This is a genomic window from Psychrobacter sp. 1Y1 (genome assembly GCF_051847395.2).
In the GTDB taxonomy this organism is placed as follows: domain Bacteria; phylum Pseudomonadota; class Gammaproteobacteria; order Pseudomonadales; family Moraxellaceae; genus Psychrobacter.
The window spans coordinates 2,306,444-2,332,104 of sequence record NZ_JBPYDF020000001.1 but is presented as its reverse complement, the minus strand read 5'-3'; the positions used below and the strand labels follow the sequence as shown (position 1 = coordinate 2,332,104).

Annotated in this window: 21 protein-coding genes and 1 pseudogene; 17 read left to right on the top strand and 5 right to left on the bottom strand. The window is 43.0% G+C overall.

Features of this window, described 5'->3' with window-relative positions; genetic code table 11:
- Window positions 1-3 precede the first annotated feature (3 nt).
- The 5 genes from ACS8FA_RS23675 to arfB all read left to right on the top strand — a co-directional run bounded on the left by ACS8FA_RS23675 (window position 4) and on the right by arfB (window position 4,584).
- On the top strand, window positions 4-1,011 hold the full coding sequence (locus ACS8FA_RS23675) for an NADP-dependent oxidoreductase (RefSeq protein ID WP_296211754.1): 1,008 nt from the start codon (window positions 4-6) through the stop codon (window positions 1,009-1,011).
- Window positions 1,012-1,014: 3 nt separating this feature from the next.
- Window positions 1,015-1,797: an SDR family NAD(P)-dependent oxidoreductase gene (locus ACS8FA_RS23670; RefSeq protein WP_439266021.1), complete on the top strand. Its 783-nt coding sequence runs from the start codon at window positions 1,015-1,017 to the stop codon at window positions 1,795-1,797.
- Between the two features lie 174 nt (window positions 1,798-1,971).
- Window positions 1,972-2,733 (top strand): SDR family oxidoreductase, encoded by a 762-nt coding sequence (locus tag ACS8FA_RS23665; protein ID WP_102083154.1) that lies wholly within the window; start codon window positions 1,972-1,974, stop codon window positions 2,731-2,733.
- Between the two features lie 237 nt (window positions 2,734-2,970).
- The gene (locus ACS8FA_RS23660) at window positions 2,971-3,813 is read left to right on the top strand and encodes an HpcH/HpaI aldolase/citrate lyase family protein (protein WP_439266023.1); all 843 of its coding nucleotides are present in this window, start codon (window positions 2,971-2,973) and stop codon (window positions 3,811-3,813) included.
- A gap of 357 nt (window positions 3,814-4,170) precedes the next feature.
- A complete protein-coding gene (arfB, locus tag ACS8FA_RS23655; protein WP_439266025.1) occupies window positions 4,171-4,584 on the top strand; it encodes an alternative ribosome rescue aminoacyl-tRNA hydrolase ArfB in 414 nt (137 codons plus the stop codon).
- Window positions 4,585-4,737: 153 nt separating this feature from the next.
- Here the strand turns inward: arfB and ACS8FA_RS23650 are convergent, their stop codons facing one another.
- From ACS8FA_RS23650 to ACS8FA_RS23640, 3 genes are all read right to left on the bottom strand, one after another.
- Window positions 4,738-6,621, bottom strand: a complete 1,884-nt coding sequence (locus ACS8FA_RS23650) for an autotransporter domain-containing protein (RefSeq protein ID WP_439266027.1) — start codon at window positions 6,619-6,621, stop codon at window positions 4,738-4,740.
- Between the two features lie 413 nt (window positions 6,622-7,034).
- A complete protein-coding gene (locus ACS8FA_RS23645) occupies window positions 7,035-8,315 on the bottom strand; it encodes an MFS transporter (RefSeq protein ID WP_522901999.1) in 1,281 nt (426 codons plus the stop codon).
- Window positions 8,316-8,687: 372 nt separating this feature from the next.
- Window positions 8,688-9,887, bottom strand: a complete 1,200-nt coding sequence (locus ACS8FA_RS23640; RefSeq protein WP_439266031.1) for a sugar transporter — start codon at window positions 9,885-9,887, stop codon at window positions 8,688-8,690.
- Between the two features lie 738 nt (window positions 9,888-10,625).
- On the opposite strand from ACS8FA_RS23640, the gene ACS8FA_RS23635 reads away from it, so the two are divergent.
- The 5 genes and pseudogenes from ACS8FA_RS23635 (at window position 10,626) to ACS8FA_RS23615 (ending at window position 15,014) form a co-directional block, all read left to right on the top strand.
- Window positions 10,626-11,540, top strand: coding sequence for a hypothetical protein (locus tag ACS8FA_RS23635; RefSeq protein WP_439266033.1), 915 nt, complete (start codon window positions 10,626-10,628; stop codon window positions 11,538-11,540).
- Between the two features lie 57 nt (window positions 11,541-11,597).
- Complete coding sequence (locus tag ACS8FA_RS23630) at window positions 11,598-12,182, top strand: YqiA/YcfP family alpha/beta fold hydrolase (protein ID WP_439266035.1); 585 nt, start codon at window positions 11,598-11,600, stop codon at window positions 12,180-12,182.
- Window positions 12,183-12,279: 97 nt separating this feature from the next.
- On the top strand, window positions 12,280-12,912 hold the full coding sequence (gene acuR, locus ACS8FA_RS23625) for an acrylate utilization transcriptional regulator AcuR (RefSeq protein ID WP_439266037.1): 633 nt from the start codon (window positions 12,280-12,282) through the stop codon (window positions 12,910-12,912).
- A gap of 104 nt (window positions 12,913-13,016) precedes the next feature.
- Window positions 13,017-13,976 (top strand): annotated as a pseudogene (gene acuI / locus ACS8FA_RS23620) (acrylyl-CoA reductase (NADPH)); the annotation flags it as partial.
- Between the two features lie 402 nt (window positions 13,977-14,378).
- On the top strand, window positions 14,379-15,014 hold the full coding sequence (locus tag ACS8FA_RS23615; protein WP_439266039.1) for a hypothetical protein: 636 nt from the start codon (window positions 14,379-14,381) through the stop codon (window positions 15,012-15,014).
- A 166-nt stretch (window positions 15,015-15,180) separates the two neighbouring features.
- Here the strand turns inward: ACS8FA_RS23615 and ACS8FA_RS23610 are convergent, their stop codons facing one another.
- A complete protein-coding gene (locus tag ACS8FA_RS23610; RefSeq protein ID WP_439266040.1) occupies window positions 15,181-15,819 on the bottom strand; it encodes a TetR/AcrR family transcriptional regulator in 639 nt (212 codons plus the stop codon).
- A gap of 378 nt (window positions 15,820-16,197) precedes the next feature.
- On the opposite strand from ACS8FA_RS23610, the gene ACS8FA_RS23605 reads away from it, so the two are divergent.
- The 5 genes from ACS8FA_RS23605 (at window position 16,198) to ACS8FA_RS23585 (ending at window position 23,009) form a co-directional block, all read left to right on the top strand.
- The gene (locus ACS8FA_RS23605; protein WP_439266042.1) at window positions 16,198-17,349 is read left to right on the top strand and encodes an acyl-CoA dehydrogenase family protein; all 1,152 of its coding nucleotides are present in this window, start codon (window positions 16,198-16,200) and stop codon (window positions 17,347-17,349) included.
- Between the two features lie 62 nt (window positions 17,350-17,411).
- Window positions 17,412-18,620 carry an acetyl-CoA C-acetyltransferase gene (locus ACS8FA_RS23600; protein ID WP_439266044.1) on the top strand — a complete coding sequence of 403 codons (1,209 nt, stop codon included), beginning with the start codon at window positions 17,412-17,414 and terminating at the stop codon, window positions 18,618-18,620.
- A gap of 72 nt (window positions 18,621-18,692) precedes the next feature.
- Window positions 18,693-20,894 (top strand): 3-hydroxyacyl-CoA dehydrogenase NAD-binding domain-containing protein, encoded by a 2,202-nt coding sequence (locus tag ACS8FA_RS23595; RefSeq protein ID WP_439266046.1) that lies wholly within the window; start codon window positions 18,693-18,695, stop codon window positions 20,892-20,894.
- Window positions 20,887-22,011: a CaiB/BaiF CoA transferase family protein gene (locus ACS8FA_RS23590; protein WP_439266048.1), complete on the top strand. Its 1,125-nt coding sequence runs from the start codon at window positions 20,887-20,889 to the stop codon at window positions 22,009-22,011. The genes ACS8FA_RS23595 and ACS8FA_RS23590 overlap by 8 nt, the downstream gene beginning before the upstream one ends.
- A gap of 296 nt (window positions 22,012-22,307) precedes the next feature.
- The gene (locus ACS8FA_RS23585) at window positions 22,308-23,009 is read left to right on the top strand and encodes a hypothetical protein (RefSeq protein ID WP_439266050.1); all 702 of its coding nucleotides are present in this window, start codon (window positions 22,308-22,310) and stop codon (window positions 23,007-23,009) included.
- 118 nt (window positions 23,010-23,127) lie between these two features.
- Here the strand turns inward: ACS8FA_RS23585 and ACS8FA_RS23580 are convergent, their stop codons facing one another.
- Window positions 23,128-23,358 carry an alpha/beta fold hydrolase gene (locus ACS8FA_RS23580; RefSeq protein WP_522901998.1) on the bottom strand — a complete coding sequence of 77 codons (231 nt, stop codon included), beginning with the start codon at window positions 23,356-23,358 and terminating at the stop codon, window positions 23,128-23,130.
- A gap of 683 nt (window positions 23,359-24,041) precedes the next feature.
- Between ACS8FA_RS23580 and ACS8FA_RS23575 the strand changes: the two genes are divergently transcribed.
- A complete protein-coding gene (locus ACS8FA_RS23575) occupies window positions 24,042-25,148 on the top strand; it encodes a polysaccharide biosynthesis/export family protein (protein WP_439266054.1) in 1,107 nt (368 codons plus the stop codon).
- Window positions 25,149-25,172: 24 nt separating this feature from the next.
- Window positions 25,173-25,604 carry a low molecular weight protein-tyrosine-phosphatase gene (locus tag ACS8FA_RS23570; RefSeq protein WP_439266056.1) on the top strand — a complete coding sequence of 144 codons (432 nt, stop codon included), beginning with the start codon at window positions 25,173-25,175 and terminating at the stop codon, window positions 25,602-25,604.
- Window positions 25,605-25,661: the final 57 nt, after the last annotated feature.

Genomic DNA, 25,661 nt, shown 5'->3' with positions numbered 1-25,661 from the left:
GACATGACAAAAATTAATAAACAATGGCGCCTAAAAGCAAGACCAGTAGGCGAGCCAAGCGCTGAAACTTGGGATTATACCGAGACAGAAATACCGACGATTACCGATGGTCAGTTACTGATTAAGGTTGAATACATCTCTATCGATCCGGCGATGCGTGGTTGGCTGAACGATGCCAAATCTTATATCGCGCCAGTACAAATTGGTGAAGTGATGCGCGCCGGTACTGTGGGTGAAGTGATTGAAAGTAAAAATGAAAAATTTGCAGTAGGTGACTATGTCGCAGGTCACGACGGCGTACAGTCATATGCGGTCAGCGATGGTACTGGTCTGCATAAAGTTGATCCGAGCCTAGCGCCGCTGTCTTATTACTTGGGTGTACTAGGTATGCCGGGGATGACAGGGTATTTCGGTCTCCTAAAGACGGGTCAGCCAAAAGCGGGTGAGACCGTGGTCGTCTCTGGCGCTGCTGGGGCGGTTGGTAGCTTGGTCGGTCAGATTGCCAAGATTAAAGGCTGCCGCGTCGTCGGTATCGCGGGCGGTGCTGAGAAATGTAAGTTCTTGGTCGATGAGCTTGGGTTTGATGCGACGATTGATTACAAAAACGAAGATGTGAAAAAAGCACTAAAGAAAACCTGTCCAGACGGCGTCGATGTGTACTTTGACAACGTAGGCGGTGATATCTTAAATGACGTGCTTACTCAGATTAATCTACATGCGCGTATCGTTATTTGCGGGGCTATCAGCCAATATAACAACACCACAGCAGTAAAAGGCCCATCGAACTATCTATCACTATTGGTCAATCGTGCTCGCATGGAAGGCATCGTAGTATTCGATAATATCAAAGAATATCCAATCGCCATGAAAGAGATTGCTGGCTGGATTCAGTCAGGTGATATGAAAGTGAAAGACCATATTGTTGAAGGTATCGAGACGTTCCCTGATACTTTGATGATGCTCTTTAACGGTGAAAATTTCGGCAAACTAGTACTTAAGGTAGAGGGATAGATCATGACACTGAATACAAATGGAATTGCATCAGATGTAGCTGGAAAACGAATTTTGATCACGGGCGGTGCGTCAGGTATCGGTGCCGCAAGCGCATTATTGCTAGCTAGCCGCGGCGCTAAGGTCGTGATCGGTGATATGGCAGAAGAGATGGGCGAAGCGGTTGCCAAACAAGGTCAAGATGCTGGCAACAGTATCGTCTTCAAAAAAGTAGACGTGACCAGTGGTGATGAAGTGCGTGCGTTGTTTGACTTTGCGGTAGAGACGCTAGGCGGTCTAGATGTGGTGGTCAATAACGCGGGTATCGACCACAAGCCTTCGCCCATGCATGAGCTGAGTGATGATGACTTTGATCGTAATATCGCAGTGAATTTAAAAAGTGTTTGGCACTGTATGCGTGCTGCAGTCAACTGTATGATACCTAATGGCGGTGGTCATGTGATTAACGTCGCATCTATTGCTGGTCTGCGTTCAGCCCCTATGCTCTCAGCCTATAGTGCAGCTAAACATGGCGTTATGGGTTTGACCAAGTCTGCCGCCCACGAGTACGCCCGCGCCAATATTCGTTTTAACGCGGTATGCCCAAGCTTCATTGATACGCCAATGGTACGCAATACTATGGCAACGATGGATGAGCGTACGCAGCAAGCAACAATTAAGGCCAGTCCACTGCGCCGCCTAGGTGATGTGAATGAAATCTCTAGTGCAATTGCATGGCTTGCCAGCGATGAAAGTACCTTTATGAATGGTCATGCCTTCACCTTAGATGGTGGTATGCTAGCGTAACCGTGATCGTTGAGCGCTCTTTGTTCAGTTCATTAGTGCTCGATAATCGCCGTTAGTTATGACAGCGATTATCTGCGTTTAGTTATCTGATTTTAGATATACGTTTTAGATACATGAATTCAGTGCTCAAGAATTATTGAAAATATAAAGTTTATAAAAATATAAGGAACAACGATGAAAGATTTATTTGATTTAACCGGTAAGGTTGCTTTAGTAACTGGCGCGAGCCGTGGTATTGGTGAGTCTATTGCCCGTCTATTGGCATCAAGAGGCGCACATGTGATTGTCTCTAGCCGCAAAATTGATGCTTGCCAAGCAGTTGCAGATAGCATTAAAGCTGACGGTCATAAGGCCAGTGCTTTTGCATGTCATGTGGGAGACATGGAGCAAATTGACGCAATTTTTGAGCATATCAAAAGTGAATTTGGTCAAATTGATATCTTAGTTAATAACGCTGCAGCCAACCCTTACTATGGTCATATCTTAGATACAGATTTAGCCGCCTTTGATAAGACTGTTGAAGTTAATATCCGTGGTTACTTCTTTATGTCGACGGCCGCTGGCAAAATGATGAAAGATCAGGGCGGCGGCGTCATCTTGAATACCGCATCGGTCAACGGCTTAGTAGCAGGCGATAAGCAAGGTATCTACTCAATTACCAAAGCGGCAGTCATTAGCATGACCAAAGCCTTTGCTAAAGAATGTGGCCCACTTAACATCCGTGTTAATGCGCTATTGCCAGGTTTGACGGATACTAAGTTTGCCTCCGCATTGACTACCAACGATAAAGTCTTAAAAATGGCACTACACTCGATTCCGCTAGGACGTGTGGCTGAGCCTGATGAAATGGCTGGTACGGTGTTATATCTAGTGTCGGATGCCTCAAGCTATACCACAGGCGCAACAATCGTTGTCGATGGTGGTATGCTGGCTTAATTAGATAATCTATAAGACATAGGTTAGATAAGAAAGTAATTGTTTAAAACTGCATTAGACTCAAGAACCGCATGAGATTTATTTTCATGTGGTTTTTTTGATTTATTTTTTAATAGAATGTCTAAGTAATCTTGGTTTTGCACTATCAAATAAATTGCTAATTTTAAATGAGCATCAGCTGTATAGTGGCATAATAAATATGCTAATAGCTACTTGGACAATATGATGGAGTCACGCATGAATTCAGTTATCAACAATAAAATAAAAACGATTTCTCAAAATAAAACATGGCTGTTTGTGCCAGCGACTCGCATTGATAGAGTAGCGAAAGCCTTTGCTAGTGGTGCAGATGCGGTTATTGTCGATTTAGAGGATGCTGTTGCGCCAGAGGATAAAGCATCCGCACGCGAAGCATTACAGCAATATCACGACAGTGCAGGTTATCAGCCGATTTGGGTACGTATTAATAAGGCAGGTAGCGAAGAATTTTTTAAAGACATAGTGCTCTGTCAGAAGATGCCTAATTTGGCTGGCGTGTTATTGGCTAAAGCCGAGCAAGCAGAAGATATTAATAACGTACATCAGCTTACCAATTTACCCGTGATTGCACTGATTGAGAGTGCGATAGGATTGTATCAAATCGATAGTATGGCAAAAGCAGTCGGCTTGGCCGCGTTTAGTTATGGATTTTTAGATTTGTGCAATGATTTGCAAGTACAAGTAGGAACGCCTGCTGCAGATATCATCGCCAATCAAATCCGCTATCAACTCATCCTGACGTCAAAAGTGCACCAATTATCGCCGCCTATCGATACCATTTATCCTGACTTCAACAATGAAGTTGGACTGAGCGATCGAGTACAGCTATGGTCACAAATGGGCATGTCTGGAATGCTATGTATTCACCCCAAGCAAGTGGCTGTCGTCCAACAAGCATTGCAACCAACAAATGAGACTTTGTTATTTGCACAGCGTGTGGTCGAGGAGTACGAGCGGAGCGGCCAGGCAGTATTTAAAGTAGATGGAGAGATGGTCGATGCTCCAGTGATTGAACGTTGTCGTCAACTGTTGGCAAAGTAGCAGACCAATCCATATTTAGTTAAATATAGGCAGTCGGTTCAATATAATTCAGATACTAGGGCGTGTCCTCAATTCAATCTATAGTTATCTAAATGGGTTAAAAATGGCTAAATCTTGCCAAATGGCGTCAAATAGCTGACTAATATCTCGATATTATCTGCGCTATTTTCCTTGTTTGACTGCGATTTATCTCATTTTTATCACCATTTTTAAAATGAGGACACGCCCTAGAAAGCCAAGTGAAAGTATTACAAGCAGTATACTAAGCGAGACTGACACCGTACCTAATTTATAGAGGGTTGACTATATAATGCTTTATCATGAACCATATCCATTCACATTCGATAAAAGCAAACTATGATTTTCATTAACAACAATATTAGCCTCAACGATAATGAGATAGAGATCAGCGCCATACGAGCGCAAGGCGCAGGTGGCCAGAATGTCAATAAAGTATCTTCTGCCATTCACCTGCGTTTTGATATTAACAACTCAAGTCTGAGCGATGAGTATAAACAACGACTGCTCGATAGCAAAGATAGCCGAATAACCAAAGAAGGGGTGCTCATCATAAAGGCACAGCAGTTTCGTACGCAAGAGCGTAATAAGATAGATGCGTTAGAACGACTGCAAAGTTTCATCACTAAAGCCACTTATGTCAATAAAACCAGAAGGCCGACCAAACCTAGCAGAAATGCCAAACGTAAACGGGTGGATAAAAAAACCCAGCGCGGTAAGACAAAGGCTTTGCGTGGTAAAGTAGATTTTTAGAGAGTTTGTGATAGTAGGTTTTGTCGTTGAGAAGTTGTGCGGCAGAAAATTTATAGAGCAAAAGCAATATAGTATATTGCAGAGGTCTTTGAATTTATAATGGTATAGGCGATTAATTATCACCTATACCATTTTTCTAGATTAACGACTTATTTAGAATGCACCATTAAGTCCAATAAATAGGCTGGTTGAATCGTCGTCATTACCTTGTGAATGCGTGACACCAGCATTGGCATTCAATAGACCAAAGCTTCTAGATAGGCCAAGTGTCATGGCAACGTTATCATCATCAGTTTCGACCATAGGCGTCTCAAAGCTGATATTTGGTAGCGTATTTAAACGTGAGGTTACCGCTTCGCGATTGTCACTTAGCTGCTTTTGGTAATGAATATCACCAAATAAGTTTAGGTTCTCCATCAAGCTATGATTGGCTTTGAGACCAAGCTTGCCATATGTCGTAGAGTATTTCTGCTCATCGAACTGCATAGCAATGCCAGACATCTCTTTTTCTTTGAGTCCGTCAATTTTTACGCGGCTCGCTGTTGCACCGATATAAGGCGTAACGGCAATATTGCTCACTTGCATTGGGTAGCCTGCCTGCAAGTTGGCATAAAAGCGCTTGCCATCAGCATTTGACTTAAACTGTTGTTGGTTACTGCCTAGTGTCACAGCACGTGTGACATCGACATCCATGTTGCCAAATCCTGCAGCACCATTGATCTGTAAACCGCCAAACTTGTTGCTATGATAGACACCAAAACCAACTTCTCCCAGATCAACATCACTCAAACCTGTGCCAACGTCTGAGTTTTCAAAGTCTTTTTGGGTAATGTTACCGTATAAGCCTGTCACTGCATTGGCTGAGTTAGGATGAGCAAAATCTATGCCAAGCAATACTTGGGTATTATTATCACCATCAAACCCTGCAATTTCTTGATTAGCAACTTCACCGACGGCCCATAGTGTACGGGCAGGTTTTTGCTCACTGCTCTGGATTTGGTTGACGTGTGACTGTAAGCGCTCATTGGTTGCAAGCCCGGTTGTCGTTGCAATATGTGGCAAAACGCCGATTAAGCTAGGCGCAGTGACAACAGCATTTGCATAGTCGGCGATCATTTGATGTGCTTGACCAGTCGGGTGAATACCATCAGCGAAGAAGTAGGTTTCGTTGGCATTTGCTTCTACAAGAGTATCAGGTCCACAAGTTAGAGAGCTATTGTTGTCACCGCAAGCTTCATCGGTGACATTAGTGAAACCATACTGAGCAGGCGACGCAATGATCTCCTGAGTTAAGCTAAACATATCTAGCGGTATGATATTAGCGCCAGTACCTGCGACGCCACTAAGCATAAACTGATTGTAGAGACTGGCTGCATCAGTTGCCGCTCTTTGGGCTGCCAAAGCCCCTGCAAGTTCTTGACCTTCTAGATCAGGGTCTGGAACAAACCTAGGCGTCAGACCGACATCAGGAATATTGGGTACTAAGATATATTTGGCACCATTGTCTTTTAGTGCCTGAATCGTTTCGGTTTGGCTAGATACTGCTCTAAGTATGGTCGCTTGAGCATTAGCAGGATCTTCAGCCGCCGCAAGCAAGTCATTTGCACCTGCCCATACAACATAGAGTCCATTAGGATCTACTGTGTTATTGGCGAGATAGCTATCGACTTGGCTATTGGCAGAAGCAATAGGAATACCGCCAGGGAAAAGCGCTCCTTCGCCTGCTCTTGCACCGCCGATAGCGTAGTTGTTACCAATTTGATTTCCAAGATAGACAACGGGAACAGCCGTGGTACCTAGCTGCTCAGCGAATGAGGTCGCCCATGTGTTGTCAGGGTTGGTGGTAAACTGAGCAGGACCTGGTACAACTTGACTAAAATAGCCCCCATCGGTCAGGCTATCACCAAAAAAGGTGACACTGTCATAAGCATTTGCGTGAGAAATACCAGCGATAGATAGGCTGATAGCAAGCATACTTTTGGTAAAAGTTTTGAGAGAGGTATGGCTAATTTTAGAACGTGAGGTATTACGAGGCATAGCGACTTCCTTGTCATCAATGTAATAGTTTGTCAACCGAGTGTAACCACTTTTTAGAAAGCTAGCAATCGTTTTGATTGCAAAATTGCAAGAATATTGCCTTATTTAAATAAGTTTTTAGAGCATAAAAAAGGGGTGTTCAAGTATTGAAAAATCATACTGTCTCGCTCACATAATATTTTGTTTCCTTCTATGTAATTATGCTGTAAGCACCTGATTTTTATTCAGTTATTTTTATTGAAAAGTATAAGGCTTATCTATTGATATTGCTTGTTTAACCCAAGTAACTGCCCAATTATATATAGTATAAACTCAGCACTCCATAATAAGATAATCAGGCCAAATGCGCATACAGACGTCACTGGTGGCAAGAGTAAGTATAGTTAGCAGTATCAATACTATAGAGACTGGAATTAAGCTTGTTTTTGTGGACGCAATAATAAGGCAAGTCCAAGCGCTACAAAAGCGGCGATACCAGATATCATATAACTGATACTAAAGTCCACAGTGATTTCTGCGAGATAGCCTGCTGCCACTGGCCCAAGAGCCTGTCCACCTGAAAAAGCAAAAGTCAGTGCTGCAAGTGCACTTGCCGCCGCTGCAGGACCGAAATAGTCGCCCGCCGAGGCAGCCATAATGACAGGCACACTCCACACTACTAAGCCAAACAAGATAATTGACAAATACAGTCCTAAACCCCAATTAGTCAGTCCGACTAGCAGATAAGCGATGGCAAGGAAGAAAAAAGCCAGCGCCAGACCAAGGCGTCTACCAATATGGTCAGAAATCCAGCCAAACAACATGCCTGAGAGCATGCTAAGCAGTCCAATCCATGCCCAAACACCACCAGCAGTCGCTTCACTCAATTGATATGAGCCAACCATACTGGTCACGATGAAAGTGACGTAAACCATATAAGTAGCGCCATAAATAGCAAAGATGACACCTAAATGTACGAGCAGCTTAATATTGCTACGTTCTAGCTTTTTCTTATTTTTAACAGGTAAGGTAGGTGCGCGCCCAAAAGGGCTTTGTCTGACATCGTCTGGATGATTGCGAATCAAAGCGAAAGTAAGCCAAGCTACCGCAATATTAATCACGGCAAAAATTAGCCAACCTGTCTGCCAAGACAGTAGAGTAGAGATGGGTAAGAGTTTGGGTACGACAAAACCTGATAAAATGATACCAAATCCAGGCCCAGCCATGACCAGTCCTAAAGCAAGCCCGCGGTGTGAAGGGAAAAACCAATGCGACATGACGCTCATCATTGGTAAGACCACGCCACCGCTACCGATACCTGTCAGCACATAGAGTGCGCAAAGTATTGGAAAACTGGTGGTAAAAGCCATACCGAGCATAGAAACAGCAATGAGGAGTAGACTAGCTGTCGCAGTCGTTCGAGTACCCAACCGAGGTAGGATAAAAGGGCTTAGAAGCACTGCAACCAGATATCCTATCAGGTTGGTGAATCCCAAGATTCCGCTTTGGGTATAGTTTAATCCTAAAGAAGATGACATGGATGGTAGTAACATGCCAAATGCGAATCGTCCTAACCCAAGTCCGCAGAACATTGCTACAGAGCCTGTAGTGGCAACGATCCAAGCATAATGCAATTTACCCAATCTAAGGGGCGCAGTGTTATATTGATTTCCTTGAACCTGACTGTCTTGTTGGTTTATTCCATTAGGCATCATAAACCTCCCATAATTCGAGAACTCATAATAACTATCGTAATTGATTTTAATTGTAGATTATAGCGAGCCATTCCCTTGTTTTGAATATCATTCATTTTACACTCATCCTTGTGTGCTTAATGCCTGTCAGTCTTTCCTAGAGTATGCTTATAGTTTAAGTATACTTTTGTCCAATAAAATCAGTATAACTGCCCATGAACGTTCGTTCAATCGGTGTCTAAGAAATACTTGAAATGATTTGTAGGCTATATCGTTGTATTCACACACAAAGAAAATGCCAGCCCATTTATATGGCTGGCATTCTGCTTGTTATTTTCTGAAGGTTCCTTCCCGACTGCTATTTTTGGCTATCCTTTAATAGCGACTTATCAGCTAGCCAAGTCGCTTACTCAATTCAGGAAAACGCTTGATCATAAATAGCATTAAGAGTAACGCCACAACTGCGATAGCCGCACCTGTGTACCCTACGCTAGATAGTGAGATGTGTGTCACGGCATAACCACCGAATAGCGCGCCCGTACCAATTCCCAGATTAATAATACCTGAAAACATCGACATCAGCATGTCTTGCGCATTGACATCGACCATGATGACTTTGGCCTGCATTGAGATAATCAGTAGCATGAGCGCTGCGCCCCAAAGCAAAGCGATAAAGCTGAGCGCCCATACAGAGGTCACTGCGAGCAACAGCGCAAGCATAGACACGAGCATCAGTATGGTCGATATCAGCATCAATCTGGTATTGAACCGGTCACCCCAACGACTAAATATCACACTACCTACAATTCCTGCTGCACCGAATAGTAACAGTACAAAAGTCGCAGCGTTTTCACTGATATTACCGACTTGGCGCATGAATGGTTCTATATAAGAATAAGCTGTGTAGTGCGCTGTAAAGACCAATAAGATAAGCAGGTATAGACAGACCAATAAGGGATTTCTGAGGAGTTCTGGAATCTTTCTAAAAGACCCTTCAAACATACTAGGTAACGTCGGTAAGAGTCTCGCTTGTAGAATAAATACAATTGAGGCAATGACGCCAATACCGCCAAAGGTAGCCCGCCAGCCAAACCATTGCCCAATTAAGCGTCCTAGCGGCACACCGAGTACCATTGCTAACGACGTACCCGTCGCCAGTACGCTAAGCGCCATGGCTTTTTTGCCTTCAGGTGCGACACGTATCGCGATTGCGGCCGTAATGGACCAAAATATCGCATGCGATAACGCAATCCCAACTCGGCTAATGAGCAGCACGTCAAAGCTCCATGCAAATACGGAAAGTACGTGACTGGCAATAAATACTACAAAAAGCCCCAAGAGCAAGCGTTTGCGTTCAAATCGACTGGTCAGTAGCATTAGTGGTAATGACATCGCTGCGACAATCCAAGCATAGAGTGTCAACATCCAGCCAGTTTCTGCCGTCGTAATAGAGAAGTCTTGGGCAATGTCGCTCAACAGCGCCACAGGGACAAATTCTGTGGTGTTCATAATAAAGGCACTAACGCCCATCAAAAATACTTGAAAATACTGAGTTCGGCGAGCGTTTGAGCTGGCCTCAAGGTTATGTGTCATAAAATCCAATACAGATGCGAATACTACGTGTGATAGGTCAAAGTGGGGCAGGCTTAATTAGAATACAAGGGTTGCGGGGCAAGATAGCAAGCCCACGTCAATCGTGAAAGGTGTTTTTTGATAAGGATTGTTAATTGGACGTTTATTGAGGATACTTAAGCAATATGAAACTGTCGCTAATGATACTTATTGTGTTGGGATACTTGCTAACGACTAAACTACAATTCATTTAAAAAGAAGCGACACCAGTTGTCGTAGAAGGTTTTAAACAGCTTTATTTTTATGTGAGCTTATACTATAGTTATTAGGTCAGGCAAAATGACATGAGATAAAAACCAGTTAACCCTCGGAGCGCAACGCTTCACTTTTTAACTAAGTTTTTGAAACGCTATTTTAGCGAAGTCTTTCTAGTAGTGTTATTTACGTTTAATCCTAAACTTCTACGCCTGTACAAACCCAAAAAACTATATTTATTAATAAACAAAAAACCTAGCAGAAAAAGCTCGTTGGCGTTGCAAAAATATTAGCGATGCAACAGCGAAAAACTATGGCTAAAAAGTCTATCAATACTAAAAACTACTACCTGACCAAGTCGATTAATTTACGTAACTTTATAGATAATGACGTCATTCAAACAATGACGAACAAACTCGGCTGGCTTGAAATCGGCATTCAGAATATAACAACAACGAAAAACTGCAGCGAAAAAACCAAAATCAAAACAATAAGGATATAACGATGACCACATTAACGTATCAGTTTGAGCAAAAACGGTTAGATAACTTTAAGTGGTCGGGTGGCTCAAAGCTATCTAGTATAACGGCACTAGCAAATGATGAGAAAAGCCGAGTACGAAAACAGCCATTGTTTTACCTCGAAACGGTTTCTGTAGACAGTTATGAAGATGATATTTATTTTGTGAATAATACTAATGAGACGCTCAGATGGGTAGCACCCTTTAAACCCTATCGAAATATAAAGGAAGCAAGAGCAAAGCTAGGCGATGCCAGTGATGAAAACTTACGTAAAGTGACGCTCTATAGTGATGATATAAATAGCGTGTATCAGGATGTACTACCTAAGCAGGGCGTACGGATTGGTAGCACTCATATCATGTACGACAGTGATGCGATGATGCAGTGGTTTATACATGTGCCTTATAAGGTGCCAGATACGCATTATGCGATTTGGCAATTTAATGTAGTGGAAAAGGGCGGGATTCGCGGAACTTATCCACTGCTGTGGGATGATTTTAGTCAACCCTCGCATATGGTGAGTTGTGATTGTCTGTTTGAGCGGGCTGATATGCCGATAGAGGTCAGTATTTATGAAGAGCGCTGTGCAATGCTTGACAGGCTTATTGGCTCATTTGGGGTGTCCAATGCTATATTCATATTGGCAATCAATGATGTGCTCTATCGTTATGGCGTGGGCTGGAGCGCGCCCTATAGCGAGTCGGATATACAAGCGCAAGACATTGCGATGAAACTAGCAGAACAAAAGCCAGAAAATGTGGGAGTGGTGAAAGCTATTGTCCAAGCGGTTTATGACTTTTGGTTTAACGAAGGTTTTTCAAAAAATATCTCAATGCTGGCTTGTGATGAGATTTTGAGCTTGTATCAAGCGCAGATTGCTAGCCAAAAATCGGTTTAATTTATAAGCCAAATTATTAAGAATCAACCTAAATAATAATTAAAAAAGGAGAAGGTTATGATGTTTCCTATCGAAAATAACGACACGTTTTTACTGTTTTTTCATGGTCTCGATTCTAGCAATGAGACCAGTAAATATACTTGTATCACGCGTGAGCCAAAACACTGTCAAACGGTCAATTATCGAAAGAGTTTTGCAGAAATATTTGAGATTTATGATGTTTTGATTCGTGAGAAAATGACACAGTATCCTCGAGTAGTGTTGGCAGGGCATTCGCTTGGCGGCTGGTTTGCCAATCATTTTGCCCATAAGTATAACTTGCGCGCGCTGTTGATTGCGCCTTGTATCTATCCAAGTGAGGTATTGGCTGACCGTATCCCAGTAGTGGCTGATATGAAGCTGTCTTTTCCCACTACCAATACCGAGATGGTGCGGGTTATGGTAGAAGTGGATGATGAAAGCTTGGATGTAGCAGTGGCCAGACGAACTTTAGTAAATCTGCCTGACAGCTGGGAAGTTGACTATTTCGAAGGCGGTCACCACCGTATCGCCCGTAGCAGTGATATCTGGTATCACTTGGTACATTTGTGCGAAGATCCCATCGTTTGGGTGGATGAGGCGACGTATCATGGTGAGGACTGATAGCGATGACAGTCAAAAAACTGTCGCGACTGATGGATAAATAAACCGCTAAAAATAATTGATTGACATTAAAGACGATCGGTCATAATATCTATGCATGACGATTACTAAGCCAAAAGCCCGTCGAGGGCGTCCACCTAATGTTGAACGAGAGTTTACGGATACCCGTGAAGCTCTTTTGAGATCTGGGATGGAGATGCTGACAGAGCAAGGCTTTGCGACCACTGGTATCGATGCCATACTCAAACGTATCAATGTGCCTAAAGGTTCCTTCTACAATTACTTCAAAAACAAAGAAGCATTTGGACAGGAAGTGTTGCAGCAATATGCATTATATTTTGCTCGCAAGCTAGATTATTGTCTTTTGGATGATCAAGTATCTCCTATGCAGCGTATTAGTGACTTTGTTGAAGATGCTAAGTTGGGAATGATTAAGCATGAATTTCGACGCGGCTGCTTGGTAGGCAACTTAGGTCAAGAGATTGTCGTGTTGCCTGAGAGTTTTCGTTGTGAGTTAGAAAACATATTGCTTGATTGGCAGGAGCGTTTAGCAGATTGCTTGCGTCTTGCAGTACAACAAGGACAAATACCTTCTCATAGTGATTGTGATGAGCTTGCTGCTTACTTTTGGATTGGTTGGGAAGGTGCGGTTTTGCGTGCCAAGTTGGTACAAGACGTCAGCCCATTAGATACCTTTTTCCGAGGATTTGCAGCAGGGATACAGAAGTAATTTTTTTATCTATATTTTTAGACGACCGGTCTAAATTATTTTTTACTCATTTATAGACGATTGGTCTAAATAGGAGCTACTATGTTTAATGCAATATTAATTGAAAAAATGACGATGTTTATCAGTCTAATCTGACTGAGATACAGGACACGCAATTGCCAGAAGGCGATGTCACGGTTCGTGTGGCATATAGCACGCTCAATTATAAAGATGGACTGGCTATCACGGGTCGTAGCCCTGTGGTACGCACATTCCCCATAGTTCCAGGGATTGATTTAGCGGGAACTGTGGAAACAAGCAGCCATCCGCGTTACAAAGCTGGCGACAAGGTATTGTTAAATGGTTGGAGCGTGGGTGAGAAGTATTGGGGCGGTCTATCACAAAAAGCGCGATTAAACGGTGACTGGCTTATCCCGCTCCCTGACTCGATGACTGAACGTCAGGCGATGGCGATAGGTACAGCAGGATATACCGCAATGCTTTGTATAATCGCATTAGAGCGTCATGGACTGACACCAGAGCGTGGTGAAGTATTGGTGACTGGTGCTAATGGCGGTGTTGGTAGCTTTGCCATCGCAATTTTGGCAAACCAAGGCTACTCTGTCACAGCTTCTACGGGTCGTCTAGAGGAGTCGGAGTACTTAAAAAGCCTTGGTGCAACGACGATCATTGACCGAGCTGAATTAAGTAGTCCGGCCCGTGCACTTGGTAAGGAGAGATGGGCTGCCGCAATTGATTCTGTTGGTAGTCATACGCTGGCCAATGTTTGTGCTAGCACGTGTGAAGATGGTTTAATCGCTACTTGTGGACTGGCTCAAGGCATGGATTTCCCTGCTACTGTTGCGCCATTTATTTTACGCGGTGTTAGTTTGCTTGGTATTAATAGCGTGACACGACCTTATGATGAGCGTGTAGAAGCATGGCAGCGTTTGAGTACAAGTTTGGATATGACGCAATTAGATGCAATTACTAGAGAGATTGGTCTAAGCGAAGTCATTCCGACAGCCAGCGAGTTATTGGATGGTAAGGTTCGTGGTCGAATAGTCGTTGACGTCAATCGTTAGGCTATCGAGCATAATTTTTAATACTTCAACCCTAACATTTCGATGTTGTGCCTCTTTTTAATACATGAATAAGTAGTGGATCGAAATGTCTAAGATTAAATGGCAACGTGAAAAAGAATTATTCACAAACGGTCACAAATATCGGTATTTATTTTTTGTCATCTGGTGTGCTATCATCGTTGAACGATCTATCGTGGGTTTAACAGTTTTGTTATCTCCGACCATGACAATAGTCTCATGGCGGCGTGACAAACCTTGCAACTTCCAGCACGATATAAAACAACTCTGGTAAAGCGCATGAGCCTGTACTCCGACAACCTCATTTGTGCCTGATTTTTTGCCTATTTGGGCGTATATCATACTTTTTCGTCGGAGTTACAGGAGTCTAAGGTGTTCAATATCATGAGCCACATTGCTAATCCATCTAAATATACCCGTCGTTATCATCCACGCCATTCTCTAGCGCAATATATTATCAATCAAATAGAGTCGCTTGAGCTGCGCCCGCAAGATATCGTCAAGCAAATGGGCTATCCTCTTAAACATACTATACCTGCCTATGACCGTCTGCGCCATGTACTGTCGAGCAAATTCCTTGGACTTGATGGTAGCTATATGGACAAACACTTTACCGCTGATGAGTTTTTAGCAAAACTGTTTGCTGTACTTGAGATACCATATCAACCATTCGCAGAAGATATTGCGCAGATTAAATATGACTTGGCGAATCACTCTAACACGCTACCTAGATATAGCTTACGAGCGGAAGTAGATTTTACATTTACGAGTGCTGATAACTGGCTGTCTCGTGGCGCGGCTTCACGTTTTGCCCAAGTACACTTGCCTAGCGGTTTTGCCAAATTAGACGATGCTGCCCGTAAATCAGTGATTCAAGACAGCATCTGCGAGCATTATCAGCAGTATGAGGGCAGTTTGCCATACGACGGTATCATCAAAGGCTATCGACTGACTATTGAACAAGATAATCAAGTGGTTGACCATGCAGAATATGGATTGCCAAAATCTAGCAGTATCTAACATGCGGTGAGTATATGAATGGTGTAATAATTTAAGCTCATCGACTCAGAAGCCTCAGTATAAAAAAGCCCCACGATAGAGTGGGGCTTTTTAGTTTTTTACGTTATGTTTTCTTGTAAGAGTCAAACACTGCTAAATATCAGTTTTATAAAATTCATTTTAAGCCTCAGGCTTCAGGTTTAGAGATGGCGCGCCATAAAATCACAAATAGTGCATCAAACTCTGCATTTAATGGTGTTTCTGTTTGGCGAATGGTATGCATTAAACCAAGTCGACTGATTAACCCCATAAACACATCGAACAGTATGTGCAAAGGAACAGTGTCATTGAGCACCCCACGATTTTGTCCATCTTCTAGTACCGCTAAAAACGCGCCAATTAACTCTTTGTTTTCATAGATTGCGATATTGCGTATACGCGAGGCCGAGACAGAAGACAGCACCATCACCGCATCTGGATGCGAGTCTACAAAATCAAAGCAGACCCACAGTGTCTTACGTAGACGATCTTGTACGCTATCAATCCCTTGCAGATGATCCATAATTCGAGCGGCTAATCTGCCGAGTACAATATCCATAATGGTATAAAACAGCGTTTGCTTATCCCCGAAGTACTTGTAGAGCGTTTGCAAAGAAACGTTTGCAGACTTTGCAATTTGCGCCATCGTCACCTCATTAGCATCAAATCCTGCAAAGACCTTACGAACAGCTTGCTCAATTTTATCCAAAGTTGCGGGCCGCATATCGGATAGGGGCGTTAGAGATCGAGTTTGCGTAAAGCTATCTGACTGATTAAAGGTTTTCATATTTATCGCTTCTTAAAGTATTGGCTATTTGATACGCCCTACCAGTTAAATGATTTGCTCGATAATTTAACATGATTAAATTAATAAGTAATGTAGATTACCATTTTTATTTAATTTATTGCGAAGTGGTTTTTCGTAGCCTAGTATAAGACTCATATATTAATAAATACAAAGAATTTATCGTATATCTACAACGGTAATATAAATTACCATAATTTACAAAATGGCTTAGATATAGTCAGTTCAATATAATTTCGATACAAGGAAACCGAGTGCAAGTTATACATTAGTATGCTTAGCGAGGATGACGATGTAGCGGACTTATATAGACTTGACTATATAGTTGTTATTCACTCCACCTTGTCAAGGATAGACATTATGAGTATCGAAAAATTCACCCCAAACTGGATGACCGAAGAGCATCAGATGGTGCACGACAGCGCCTTAAAAATGTTTCAATCTTGGGATCCCAAAGATGAGCGGTGGCGTAAAAATGGCATGATTGATCGCGATGCGTGGGAAGAGGCGGGCGAGATGGGGTTTTTGTGTGCGGCGATACCAAGCGAGTATGGTGGCGGCGGCGGCGATTTCGGTCATGAAGCGGCACTTATCTACGCTCAGATAGAGGCCAATCAATCAGGATTTGGCGGTATGGTGCATTCAGGTATTGTCGCGCCTTATGTTTTAGACCACGGTACTGAAGAACAAAAACAAGCGTGGCTACCCAAAATGGCAACGGGCGAATATATCGGCGCTATCGCCATGACCGAGCCTGGTACTGGCTCCGACCTACAAAACATCAAAACCTATGCGGTAAAAGATGGTGATGACTACATTATCAATGGTTCTAAGACTTTTATCACCAATGGTCAGCACGCTAATCTTATCCTATTAGCATGCAAAACAGACCGTGAAAAAGGCGCACAAGGCGTCTCACTTATCATCGTAGAAACGGACAAAGTAGAAGGGTTTGAGCGTGGACGCAATCTCGATAAAATTGGTTTGACGTCGCAGGATACCTCAGAGTTGTTCTTTAGCAATGTACGTGTGCCACAAACTAACCTGTTGGGTACGGTAGAAGGTATGGGCTTTATACAAATGATGCAGGAGTTGCCGCGTGAGCGTTTAATCATTGCGCTATCCGGGGTTGGCTCGATGAAACTTGCTATCAATCTAACCCTAGATTATGTAAAAGGGCGCGAAGCCTTTGGCAAACCTATTTGGAAGTTTCAAAATACCCGCTTTAAGATGGCGGAATGCTATGCTGATTATCTCGCTGCCAGCACCATGTGTGATGCAGCAGTCGATGCGATGTTAGAGGGCAAACTGTCTGTACCGCATGCCTCATTAATCAAATACTGGGTTACCGAAAAACAGTGCGAGGTCATCGACGAATGCGTGCAGCTATTTGGTGGCTATGGCTATATGACAGAATATCCTATCGCTCGTTTATATGCTGATGCGCGCGTGCAAAAAATCTATGGCGGTACCAATGAAATTATGAAAGAGCTGGCTTCACGCTTTATGTAGACGCTTATATTATAAGACTACGATAATTACTGTTTATTTAAAAAATAAAAAAAGGATTTTTTATGACTGAGACTGCTTATATTTATGATGCGATCCGCACGCCACGTGGCAAAGGAAAAAAGGACGGCTCTCTTTATCAGGCATCACCGATTTGGCTGACGCGAACTTTGTTAAAGGAGATGCAACAGCGCCACAAATTGGATACCAGCTTGGTAGATGATGTGGTACTTGGCTGCGTGACGCCAGTGGGCGAGCAAGGCTCTGATATTGCGCGTATCGCTGTGATTGACGCTGGCTGGGCACAAAGTGTGGCAGGTCTTACTTTGTCTCGCTTTTGTGCCTCTGGTTTAGAGTCTATCAATTTAGCTGCTGCCAAAGTCATGTCAGGTATGGAAGACATGGTAGTGGCAGGCGGTGTTGAGTCTATGAGCCGTGTGCCTATGGGCTCTGATGGCGGTGCTTGGTACATGGATCCGCGTGTCAATGAAGCGACGCATTTCGTACCGCAAGGAGTGGGTGCAGATACCATCGCAACGCTCAAAGGCTTTAGTCGTAGTGATGTCGATGCCTTTGCCACCGAGTCGCATCGCCGCGCTGCCAATGCTTGGGGAAAGGGCTACTATGATAAATCGGTTGTCCCTGTCACCGATATCAATGGCATGATGCTATTGGATAAAGATGAAACCATCCGTCCTAATACCAATGTCGAGACCTTAGCTGGGCTAAAACCTTCCTTTATTATGCCGGGAAAAATGGGCTTTGATAGTGTGATATTAGACAGATATACCACGATCGAAAGCGTCAATCATGTGCATCATGCAGGTAACTCCTCTGGCATCGTCGACGGGGCAGCAATTTGCTTGATTGGTAGCGCGGCAGCTGGTCAAAAAGCAGGGCTAAAACCACGTGCCAAAATCACGATGGCCTCAGTCATTGGCTCAGAGCCTGCCATTATGCTGACAGGTCCGACACCAGCTTGCCAAAAAGCCCTCGATAAAGTGGGCATGCAAGCCTCTGATATAGACCTTTGGGAAATTAACGAAGCCTTCGCTGCTGTCCCGATGAATACCGCTGATGATTTTGGCATCTCGCTTGATATTGTCAATGTCAACGGTGGTGCAATATCCATGGGTCATCCGCTTGGGGCAACGGGCGCGATGCTCATGACGACCGTCCTTGATGAGTTAGAACGACGCGACCTAAAGACCGCTATGATTACGCTATGTGTGGGTGGTGGTATGGGTATTGCCACCATTATCGAGCGCGTTTAACTTTTTCTAAAATAGACCTGAAAACCAATTAGACTAAAACGCAATATACAAAGAATCATTTAAGGGGTAAAAATGATGAAAAATAACCAGACAGCTAACCAAACAGCAGATAGCGTAACAGCCATTAATGAATTAGAAAACTTCTCTGCCCAACGTGACGATGCAGGCATCGTCACTGTGATGATAGATCAAAGCAAGCGCAAAATGAATGTCATCGGTGATGGTTTTACCGAATCGTTCGCCACGATAGTCGATAGTTTCATTAATGATGACGCAGCTACAGGCTTGATACTCACATCAGCCAAAAACACCTTTGTGGTTGGCGCAGATATCGATCAATTGAACCAGATAAAGACAGCCGAGCAAGCATTTGTACTGACCGAAAAGTTAAAAGGGAGTTTGCGTACACTTGAAACATCAGGTAAACCTGTGGTCGCTGCTATGACAGGAACCGCACTAGGCGGCGGTTTAGAGCTTGCACTGGCATGTCATTATCGTATTGCCATTGATACACCCAAGACCAAGCTAGGTTTGCCTGAGGTGAAACTGGGCTTGCTACCTGGCGGCGGCGGTACGCAGCGTTTGCCTCGATTGGTCGGTATTCAAGCAGCACTGGAGCTGATGACTCAGGGTAAAGAATTACGACCATCTACGGCAAAAGACATTGGACTTATTGATGCGACCGCTACTGATCGAGCAGATATGCTGAAGCAAGCAAAAGACTGGATTCAAAATAATCCAAGTGCGCAGCAGCCATGGGATAGAAAAGGCTTTAAAATCCCCGGCGGTGATAGCAAGCACCCTAGCGTCGTACCGATGTTCTCTATCGCACCTGCTATGGCCAATCAAAAATCACATGGCAACTATCCTGCGATTACTCACATTATGTCTTGTGTGTTTGAGGGCTGTTTAGTAGACATCGATACAGGGCTTGAGACTGAGTCACGTTATTTCGCAGCTTGCGTGATGTCTACTGAATCTAGAAACATGATCAACACCTTATGGACTCAGCTGAATAGCATCAAAAAAGGTCAGTCTCGTCCTCAAGGATTTGAGCGAACCCAAATTAAAAAGGTCGGTATCTTGGGCGCTGGCATGATGGGCGCTGGCATTGCTTATGTCACTGCCAAAGTAGGTATAGACGTTGTCTTATTGGACACAGAAATTGTCAATGCTGAAAAAGGCAAAGCGTATTCTACGAATATTTTAGATAAGGCCATTAGCCGAAAGCGCGCTACCGAAGAGAAAAAACAAGCCCTCCTAGAACGCATCACGCCAACAGTTTCTTACGATGATTTGGCAGGTTGCGATCTTATTATCGAAGCAGTGTTTGAAAACCGAGAAATTAAAGCCAAGTGTACCCAGCAAAGTGAAGCAGTGATTTCAAACACGGCCGTCTATGCGTCTAATACCTCAACGCTACCGATTACTGGATTGGCAAAAGCCAGTACGCGCCCAAACCAGTTTATCGGTCTGCATTTTTTCTCTCCAGTAGACAAGATGCCGCTCGTTGAGATTATCATGGGCGAGCAAACCGACGATGCAACGTTGGCCAAAGCTTTCGACTATGTTGTGCAAATAGGTAAAACGCCTATCGTCGTCAATGACAGCCACGGATTTTATACTTCGCGAGTATTTGGCACCTATGTATCAGAGGGCATTGCGATGCTAGGAGAGGGTGTGCATCCGCGTAGCATTGAAGTTGCCGGTATGAAAACAGGTATGCCGATGCCGCCGCTAGCATTACAAGATGAAGTGTCGTTAAGCTTGGCGTTACATGTTGGTGAACAGCAGCAAGCGGATATGGCAGCCGAAGGTAAGCCAATCGTAGTGCGTCCTTCTTATGACATACTGAAAACACTGGTCAATGAGCATGGGCGCGAAGGTAAGAAAAATGGCAAAGGATTCTATGACTATCCAACAGAGGGTGATAAGCATCTATGGCCTGAGCTGGTAAATTTATATCCGCCAAAATTGGAGCAACCCTCGCAGCAAGATTTGGTTGATCGTCTGATGTTTATTCAAGCCAATGAATCTGCTAAATGCTATCAGGAAAATGTCGTGCGCTCAGTGGCCGATACCAATATAGGCGCTATCTTTGGTTGGGGGTTTGCACCGCAGCACGGTGGTACACTACAGTTTATCAATGCAATGGGCGTGAGTGCGTTTGTTGAGCGGAGTCGTGAGCTGGCTGCGAAATATGGCGAACGTTTTGAGCCAGCTCAAATCTTGTTAGATATGGTAGCCAAAGGCGAGGCGTTCTCCGATGACTGACATGCATGTATCAAATCATGATCAAATGGGAGACTGTCTACAAGGGTTACGAGTGGTCGATCTGACTCGTAATCTACCTGGGCCATTTGCCACGCGTTTGCTTGCGGATTTGGGCGCGGACGTCCTTAAAATCGAGCCCAAACAAGGCGATCCTGCTCGGGTATTTGGTGAGCTCTTCGCAGCTCTAAATCATGGTAAGACGACCGAAAAGCATGACTTTCATGATCCCAAAGCAATTAAAGTTATAAAAGCACATCTTAAAGAAGCTGATGTGATGCTAGATAGCTTTCGTCCAGGTGTCTTGGTAGAAATGGGACTAGATGCTAAGACCCTGCATGCCATCAATCCAAAGTTGGTAATGGTATCTATTACTGGTTATGGCTTAGCAGACAATTACGCAAAAAAAGGTGCTTACTCAACAGATGGCTCTCAAGTGAATCATGACTGGGCCAATAAGGCAGGTCATGATATCAATTTTATGGCTATGAGCGGTGTACTAGATCAGCTAAGAACAGCGCAGGGTGAGCAGGCTATGCCTAATATCCAGTTTGCGGATTTGGCAGGTGGTAGTGATACAGCAGTGATAGCACTGTTGGCTGCCGTATTTGCCGCGCAGCGTACGGGCAGGGGACGACACATTGCTATTAGCATGACGCACAGTTTGTACAATCATATGGTCATGCCAAAGGTCACAGGCAAACTGATTAATAGCCTTTCAGGCAATGGCTTAAACGACACTCTACTGCCGCAGCATGACTTTTTAGGCGGTGCATTGCCATGTTACCGACTGTACCAAACCGCTGATAAGCGGCATATGGCGGTTGGTTCCTTAGAGTTGAAATTTTGGCAAGGTCTATGTGAGGTATTGGAGCTGCCAGCGCTTAAAGCAATACACTGGCAACTTGGTATTATGCCCAATAGACCTGAGAGTCAAGCCGCGACCAACACAATCGCGGAAAAATTCGCCAGTCAAACGCTTGAGCATTGGCAACGTGTATTTGCAGCAACAGATGTCTGTGTGACCCCTGTGTTGAGTTTGCATGAAGCCAAAGCTCACCCTTTATTTGCGCATCAAAATGAACATCATGCAATATCAGGATGGCAGCAAGTGAATTAGTATGTAAGTAGTCTTAGAGAAAAGAGAAGATGGGTTTAACCCTTGAAGGCGATACCAAGCCGCTGCTGGCTAGTATCGTCTTTTTAGTCTGTATTATTCTGACTGCCTGTCTAAACCAGAGTGATTGAACTTGTATATTTATAACTGTCTATCTAAAATTGCCTGAATAAGAGACAATACGCCCATAAATCCTAAAGTCTTACGGTACTGAAAAATAGTAGCGCGTTCAAAGGCTCTTAGAGATTGAGCAACACAGACATTTAATAAATTTAACTTAAGCAAAAAGGCAGTTCTGAATGACCAAACATAACCCGTATAATTTTTTACCTTTGCAGCCAACAGGTAGAAACGAGACCAATACTGCTAATACCTATGCTCCTGAAGATATGATTAAAATATACGAGCAGCAGTTTCTCATTCAAGTGCCAGAAGAAGAGCTGACCGAGTTTTTGCCAGCGTTAAAAGCATTCTATGATATCGATAACCATACCTTAGATGTCAGTGCCATTATTTTCGATGCAATTGCAGACTCTGCTATCATTTATAATCACAAAATCAAAGTCGGCGACTATCAGATATTAGGTGAGTTGATAGAAGAGGCGATTGAATATGATGAAGACAACAAAAGTGATGAAAGCGCTGAAAATGAAGAGATTCAAGCCTATACATTAGAGTGCCAACGTACATTTTTCATTAATGATGTAGAAATACCTTATCATTTCAACCTATTTATTTATGGTGATGGTTATTCTACTTTAACCAAAAAAGAAACCGTACTAGAAAAAATGTATTGGTTTGTCAGAGGTAGGTTTGAAGAGGATTTATTAGATGATACTGAAGATAATGACAGCTTAGAATCGATTAATGCGCAACTAGCCAGTTTAGGTATTCGTGAAATGGATCTGACGACTGTAGATGAGATAATCAGCTATGTAGAAGGCAGTATTATTGACGATCCAATGGTGGACGAGCTTAATAAGCTATTAGATGATGCTTAGTAGTATGGAGAGCTATTTTGTAAGGTGATTAGTAATTTGGCACACTACAAAAAAGGGCTCTTCAGACTATATACCTAAAGAGCCCTTTTATTTCTACGGTAAAGCACATTTTATATCATTACGAATGCGATGAAATGAAATCTACAATATATCTATTAATGTTTTCTGGTTGCTCACGTGCTACCCAATGGCCGGCCTTTGGAATCATAAATACGCCAGTACGATGAATAACGCCATCAGCATTGCGCGAAATATCTGCTCCCAGCTTTGGCATATGATCACTCCAGTATTCACGCTCATTTGCTCGAGTGGCGTCTGCCAAATAGTCATCGCTAAACATTATATACATAAGCGTATCAATAAGTGGCTTAGTATTTTGCGCGCCTAAGCCTTCTCCTATAAAGTTCTCTACAAAGGAACAAGGTCCTAAGTCAAGCACCTCAATCAATGAAATAGCATGGTTGGTATGAGTATCTATATCGACGTTTTTAAACTTCGAACGGGTACTTTGTCCTTATTGCCGATCCTCCTAGCTTACAATTCAAATGGTTTTAGATAAATGCTACATCTAATAAACAACTATTTTATGCTCAAAAAATAACGAGTGACTTATGATGAGTTCAGTACTTCTCAGGACAGTAACGGATGCATAAATTGATAGAAGTATTGTGATAGCTTGAAGATACCAGCTGATTTTAAGAAAAAAATTGAACTACTAACTCTTGTTCTTGCTAGCCAAAGTGTAAATAAATAATTATATATTTCTATAAGAAAGTCGAGATGTAAAAATACTGATTAGATAATGTTAATTATGGAGTTAGTCTCACTAATAATGTAAGTGATTGATTAAAATGTTAATATAATTAATCCAATTGTAAATAATGTATAGGATAGGTAAAATTGTGATAGAATGTTTCTATATGACATAAACATTCTTTGTGTAATTCTATAGAAGTTGAACCTATCTTTTTGTAAAGCAGAAGATTTTGTTAGTTACTGTTCATTATTGTGATTTCCTAAAAGGTTTTTATTATGCGGCAATCTTTTAAGTTGTTGAGTGTATCGGCTTTATTGCTTACTACTTTATGGTCTACTGGGTGCGCTACAACGACTATAAATTCTGGTTTACAAGCTGGAGAACTGCCGCCGGTAGGAGACTTTACTGCCGAAAACGGCCTCAAATTCAATATTCAACCGCTTAACCTGACGACTTTGCCACCACCACAAGTAACTCAACCTAACAACGATATTTATCATCTTATTGCTAGCTCCAAGAAGGCCGAATATCGTATTTCTCAGGGTGACATACTCAGTATTAATTTGGTTGGCTACCCAGACATGACGCCTGCCGTAGCCCAAAGTGGTAATAACCCTTATGCGTCAGGTTATCCAGTAGATCAACAAGGGTTTGTACAGTTTCCTTTGGTTGGTAGAGTAAAGGCGGCTGGTTTAAGTGTACCTCAGTTTACCGCCTCTCTGCAGAGCAAACTACAACGCTATCTAAAATATTCAGATCCGCAGGTAAAAGTCATCGATTATCGTGGTAATAAATTCTTTATCGATGGGGAAGTCAAGCAGCCTGGTGAGTTCACTATTGATGATGCTCCTGTATCGCTGTACAGCGCGATATCAAAAGCGGGCGGCGCGACAGAGACAGGTGATTCAAATAGTATTGTCCTTAACCGTAATGGCCGAAACTATGATATCGGGCTACAAACCTTACGTCAAATAGGTTCATCAGGCAATCAAATCTATATTCAGGATGGCGACTCTATTCATGTTAATAGCCAGAGCCGCAATAGAGTCTATGTATTGGGAGAATTCGGTCAGATCGAACCTGTGCCTATATTAGAAGAAGGTCTTAATTTAGCACAAGTTTTGGGTAGCTCTAGAGGTTTGAATTCGGCTACAGCCAATGCAGCAAAAGTATATATCGTACGTGATAACCCAAATTATCAACGTACCAATATTTACTATGTTGATATGCAGACAATTACCAATCTAGCCATTGCTAATCGTTTTGAGATGCAGCCAAATGACATCCTTTATGTCGATCCTACAGGTCTGACACGCTGGAATCGTGTTATCAGTTCGCTATTACCTTCAACTTCTGCCATCCGAACCATCTCCACATTGTAAAGGTCGGTATAGGGATTTAAAGTTATGGCCTTTGACAATATTTTGGTGGTTTGTGTAGGCAATATTTGCCGTAGCCCCATTGCCGAAGCAATACTAAAACAACAATATCCACAGAAAACTATCGATTCTGCTGGAGTGTCTGCTGTGGTTGGTAATGGAGCTGATCCCAATGCTATAACTGTCATGTCAGAGTTGGGTATCGATATGTCGGGACACATCGCCAAACAAATTGATGAAACATTAGTCATGCGTGCAGATTTGATTTTGACAATGTCGGCAAATCAAACGAAGTGGATAACCGAGCGCTGGCCCCATTGCCGAGGTAAAACTTTTAGGATTGGCCACTGGATTGATGAAGATATTGCAGACCCTTATAAGCAAGAAAAAGCAGCATTTGAGACTGCTCGACAAGGTATTGTTTCTAGTCTTGACTTATGGACTGGACAGATTAGCTAAGCGTTTACGACTAATTGTTCGATAACGAGCCTTTAGGTAGACCACTAATAACTTAAC

Coding starts and splice junctions, on each gene's coding strand:
- ACS8FA_RS23675 (WP_296211754.1), top strand. CDS start 4: ATGACAAAAATTAATAAACAATGGCGCCTAAAAGCAAGACCAGTAGGC.
- ACS8FA_RS23670 (WP_439266021.1), top strand. CDS start 1,015: ATGACACTGAATACAAATGGAATTGCATCAGATGTAGCTGGAAAACGA.
- ACS8FA_RS23665 (WP_102083154.1), top strand. CDS start 1,972: ATGAAAGATTTATTTGATTTAACCGGTAAGGTTGCTTTAGTAACTGGC.
- ACS8FA_RS23660 (WP_439266023.1), top strand. CDS start 2,971: ATGAATTCAGTTATCAACAATAAAATAAAAACGATTTCTCAAAATAAA.
- arfB (WP_439266025.1), top strand. CDS start 4,171: ATGATTTTCATTAACAACAATATTAGCCTCAACGATAATGAGATAGAG.
- ACS8FA_RS23650 (WP_439266027.1), bottom strand. CDS start 6,621: ATGCCTCGTAATACCTCACGTTCTAAAATTAGCCATACCTCTCTCAAA.
- ACS8FA_RS23645 (WP_522901999.1), bottom strand. CDS start 8,315: ATGATGCCTAATGGAATAAACCAACAAGACAGTCAGGTTCAAGGAAAT.
- ACS8FA_RS23640 (WP_439266031.1), bottom strand. CDS start 9,887: ATGACACATAACCTTGAGGCCAGCTCAAACGCTCGCCGAACTCAGTAT.
- ACS8FA_RS23635 (WP_439266033.1), top strand. CDS start 10,626: ATGACCACATTAACGTATCAGTTTGAGCAAAAACGGTTAGATAACTTT.
- ACS8FA_RS23630 (WP_439266035.1), top strand. CDS start 11,598: ATGATGTTTCCTATCGAAAATAACGACACGTTTTTACTGTTTTTTCAT.
- acuR (WP_439266037.1), top strand. CDS start 12,280: ATGACGATTACTAAGCCAAAAGCCCGTCGAGGGCGTCCACCTAATGTT.
- ACS8FA_RS23615 (WP_439266039.1), top strand. CDS start 14,379: ATGAGCCACATTGCTAATCCATCTAAATATACCCGTCGTTATCATCCA.
- ACS8FA_RS23610 (WP_439266040.1), bottom strand. CDS start 15,819: ATGAAAACCTTTAATCAGTCAGATAGCTTTACGCAAACTCGATCTCTA.
- ACS8FA_RS23605 (WP_439266042.1), top strand. CDS start 16,198: ATGAGTATCGAAAAATTCACCCCAAACTGGATGACCGAAGAGCATCAG.
- ACS8FA_RS23600 (WP_439266044.1), top strand. CDS start 17,412: ATGACTGAGACTGCTTATATTTATGATGCGATCCGCACGCCACGTGGC.
- ACS8FA_RS23595 (WP_439266046.1), top strand. CDS start 18,693: ATGATGAAAAATAACCAGACAGCTAACCAAACAGCAGATAGCGTAACA.
- ACS8FA_RS23590 (WP_439266048.1), top strand. CDS start 20,887: ATGACTGACATGCATGTATCAAATCATGATCAAATGGGAGACTGTCTA.
- ACS8FA_RS23585 (WP_439266050.1), top strand. CDS start 22,308: ATGACCAAACATAACCCGTATAATTTTTTACCTTTGCAGCCAACAGGT.
- ACS8FA_RS23580 (WP_522901998.1), bottom strand. CDS start 23,358: ATGTATATAATGTTTAGCGATGACTATTTGGCAGACGCCACTCGAGCA.
- ACS8FA_RS23575 (WP_439266054.1), top strand. CDS start 24,042: ATGCGGCAATCTTTTAAGTTGTTGAGTGTATCGGCTTTATTGCTTACT.
- ACS8FA_RS23570 (WP_439266056.1), top strand. CDS start 25,173: ATGGCCTTTGACAATATTTTGGTGGTTTGTGTAGGCAATATTTGCCGT.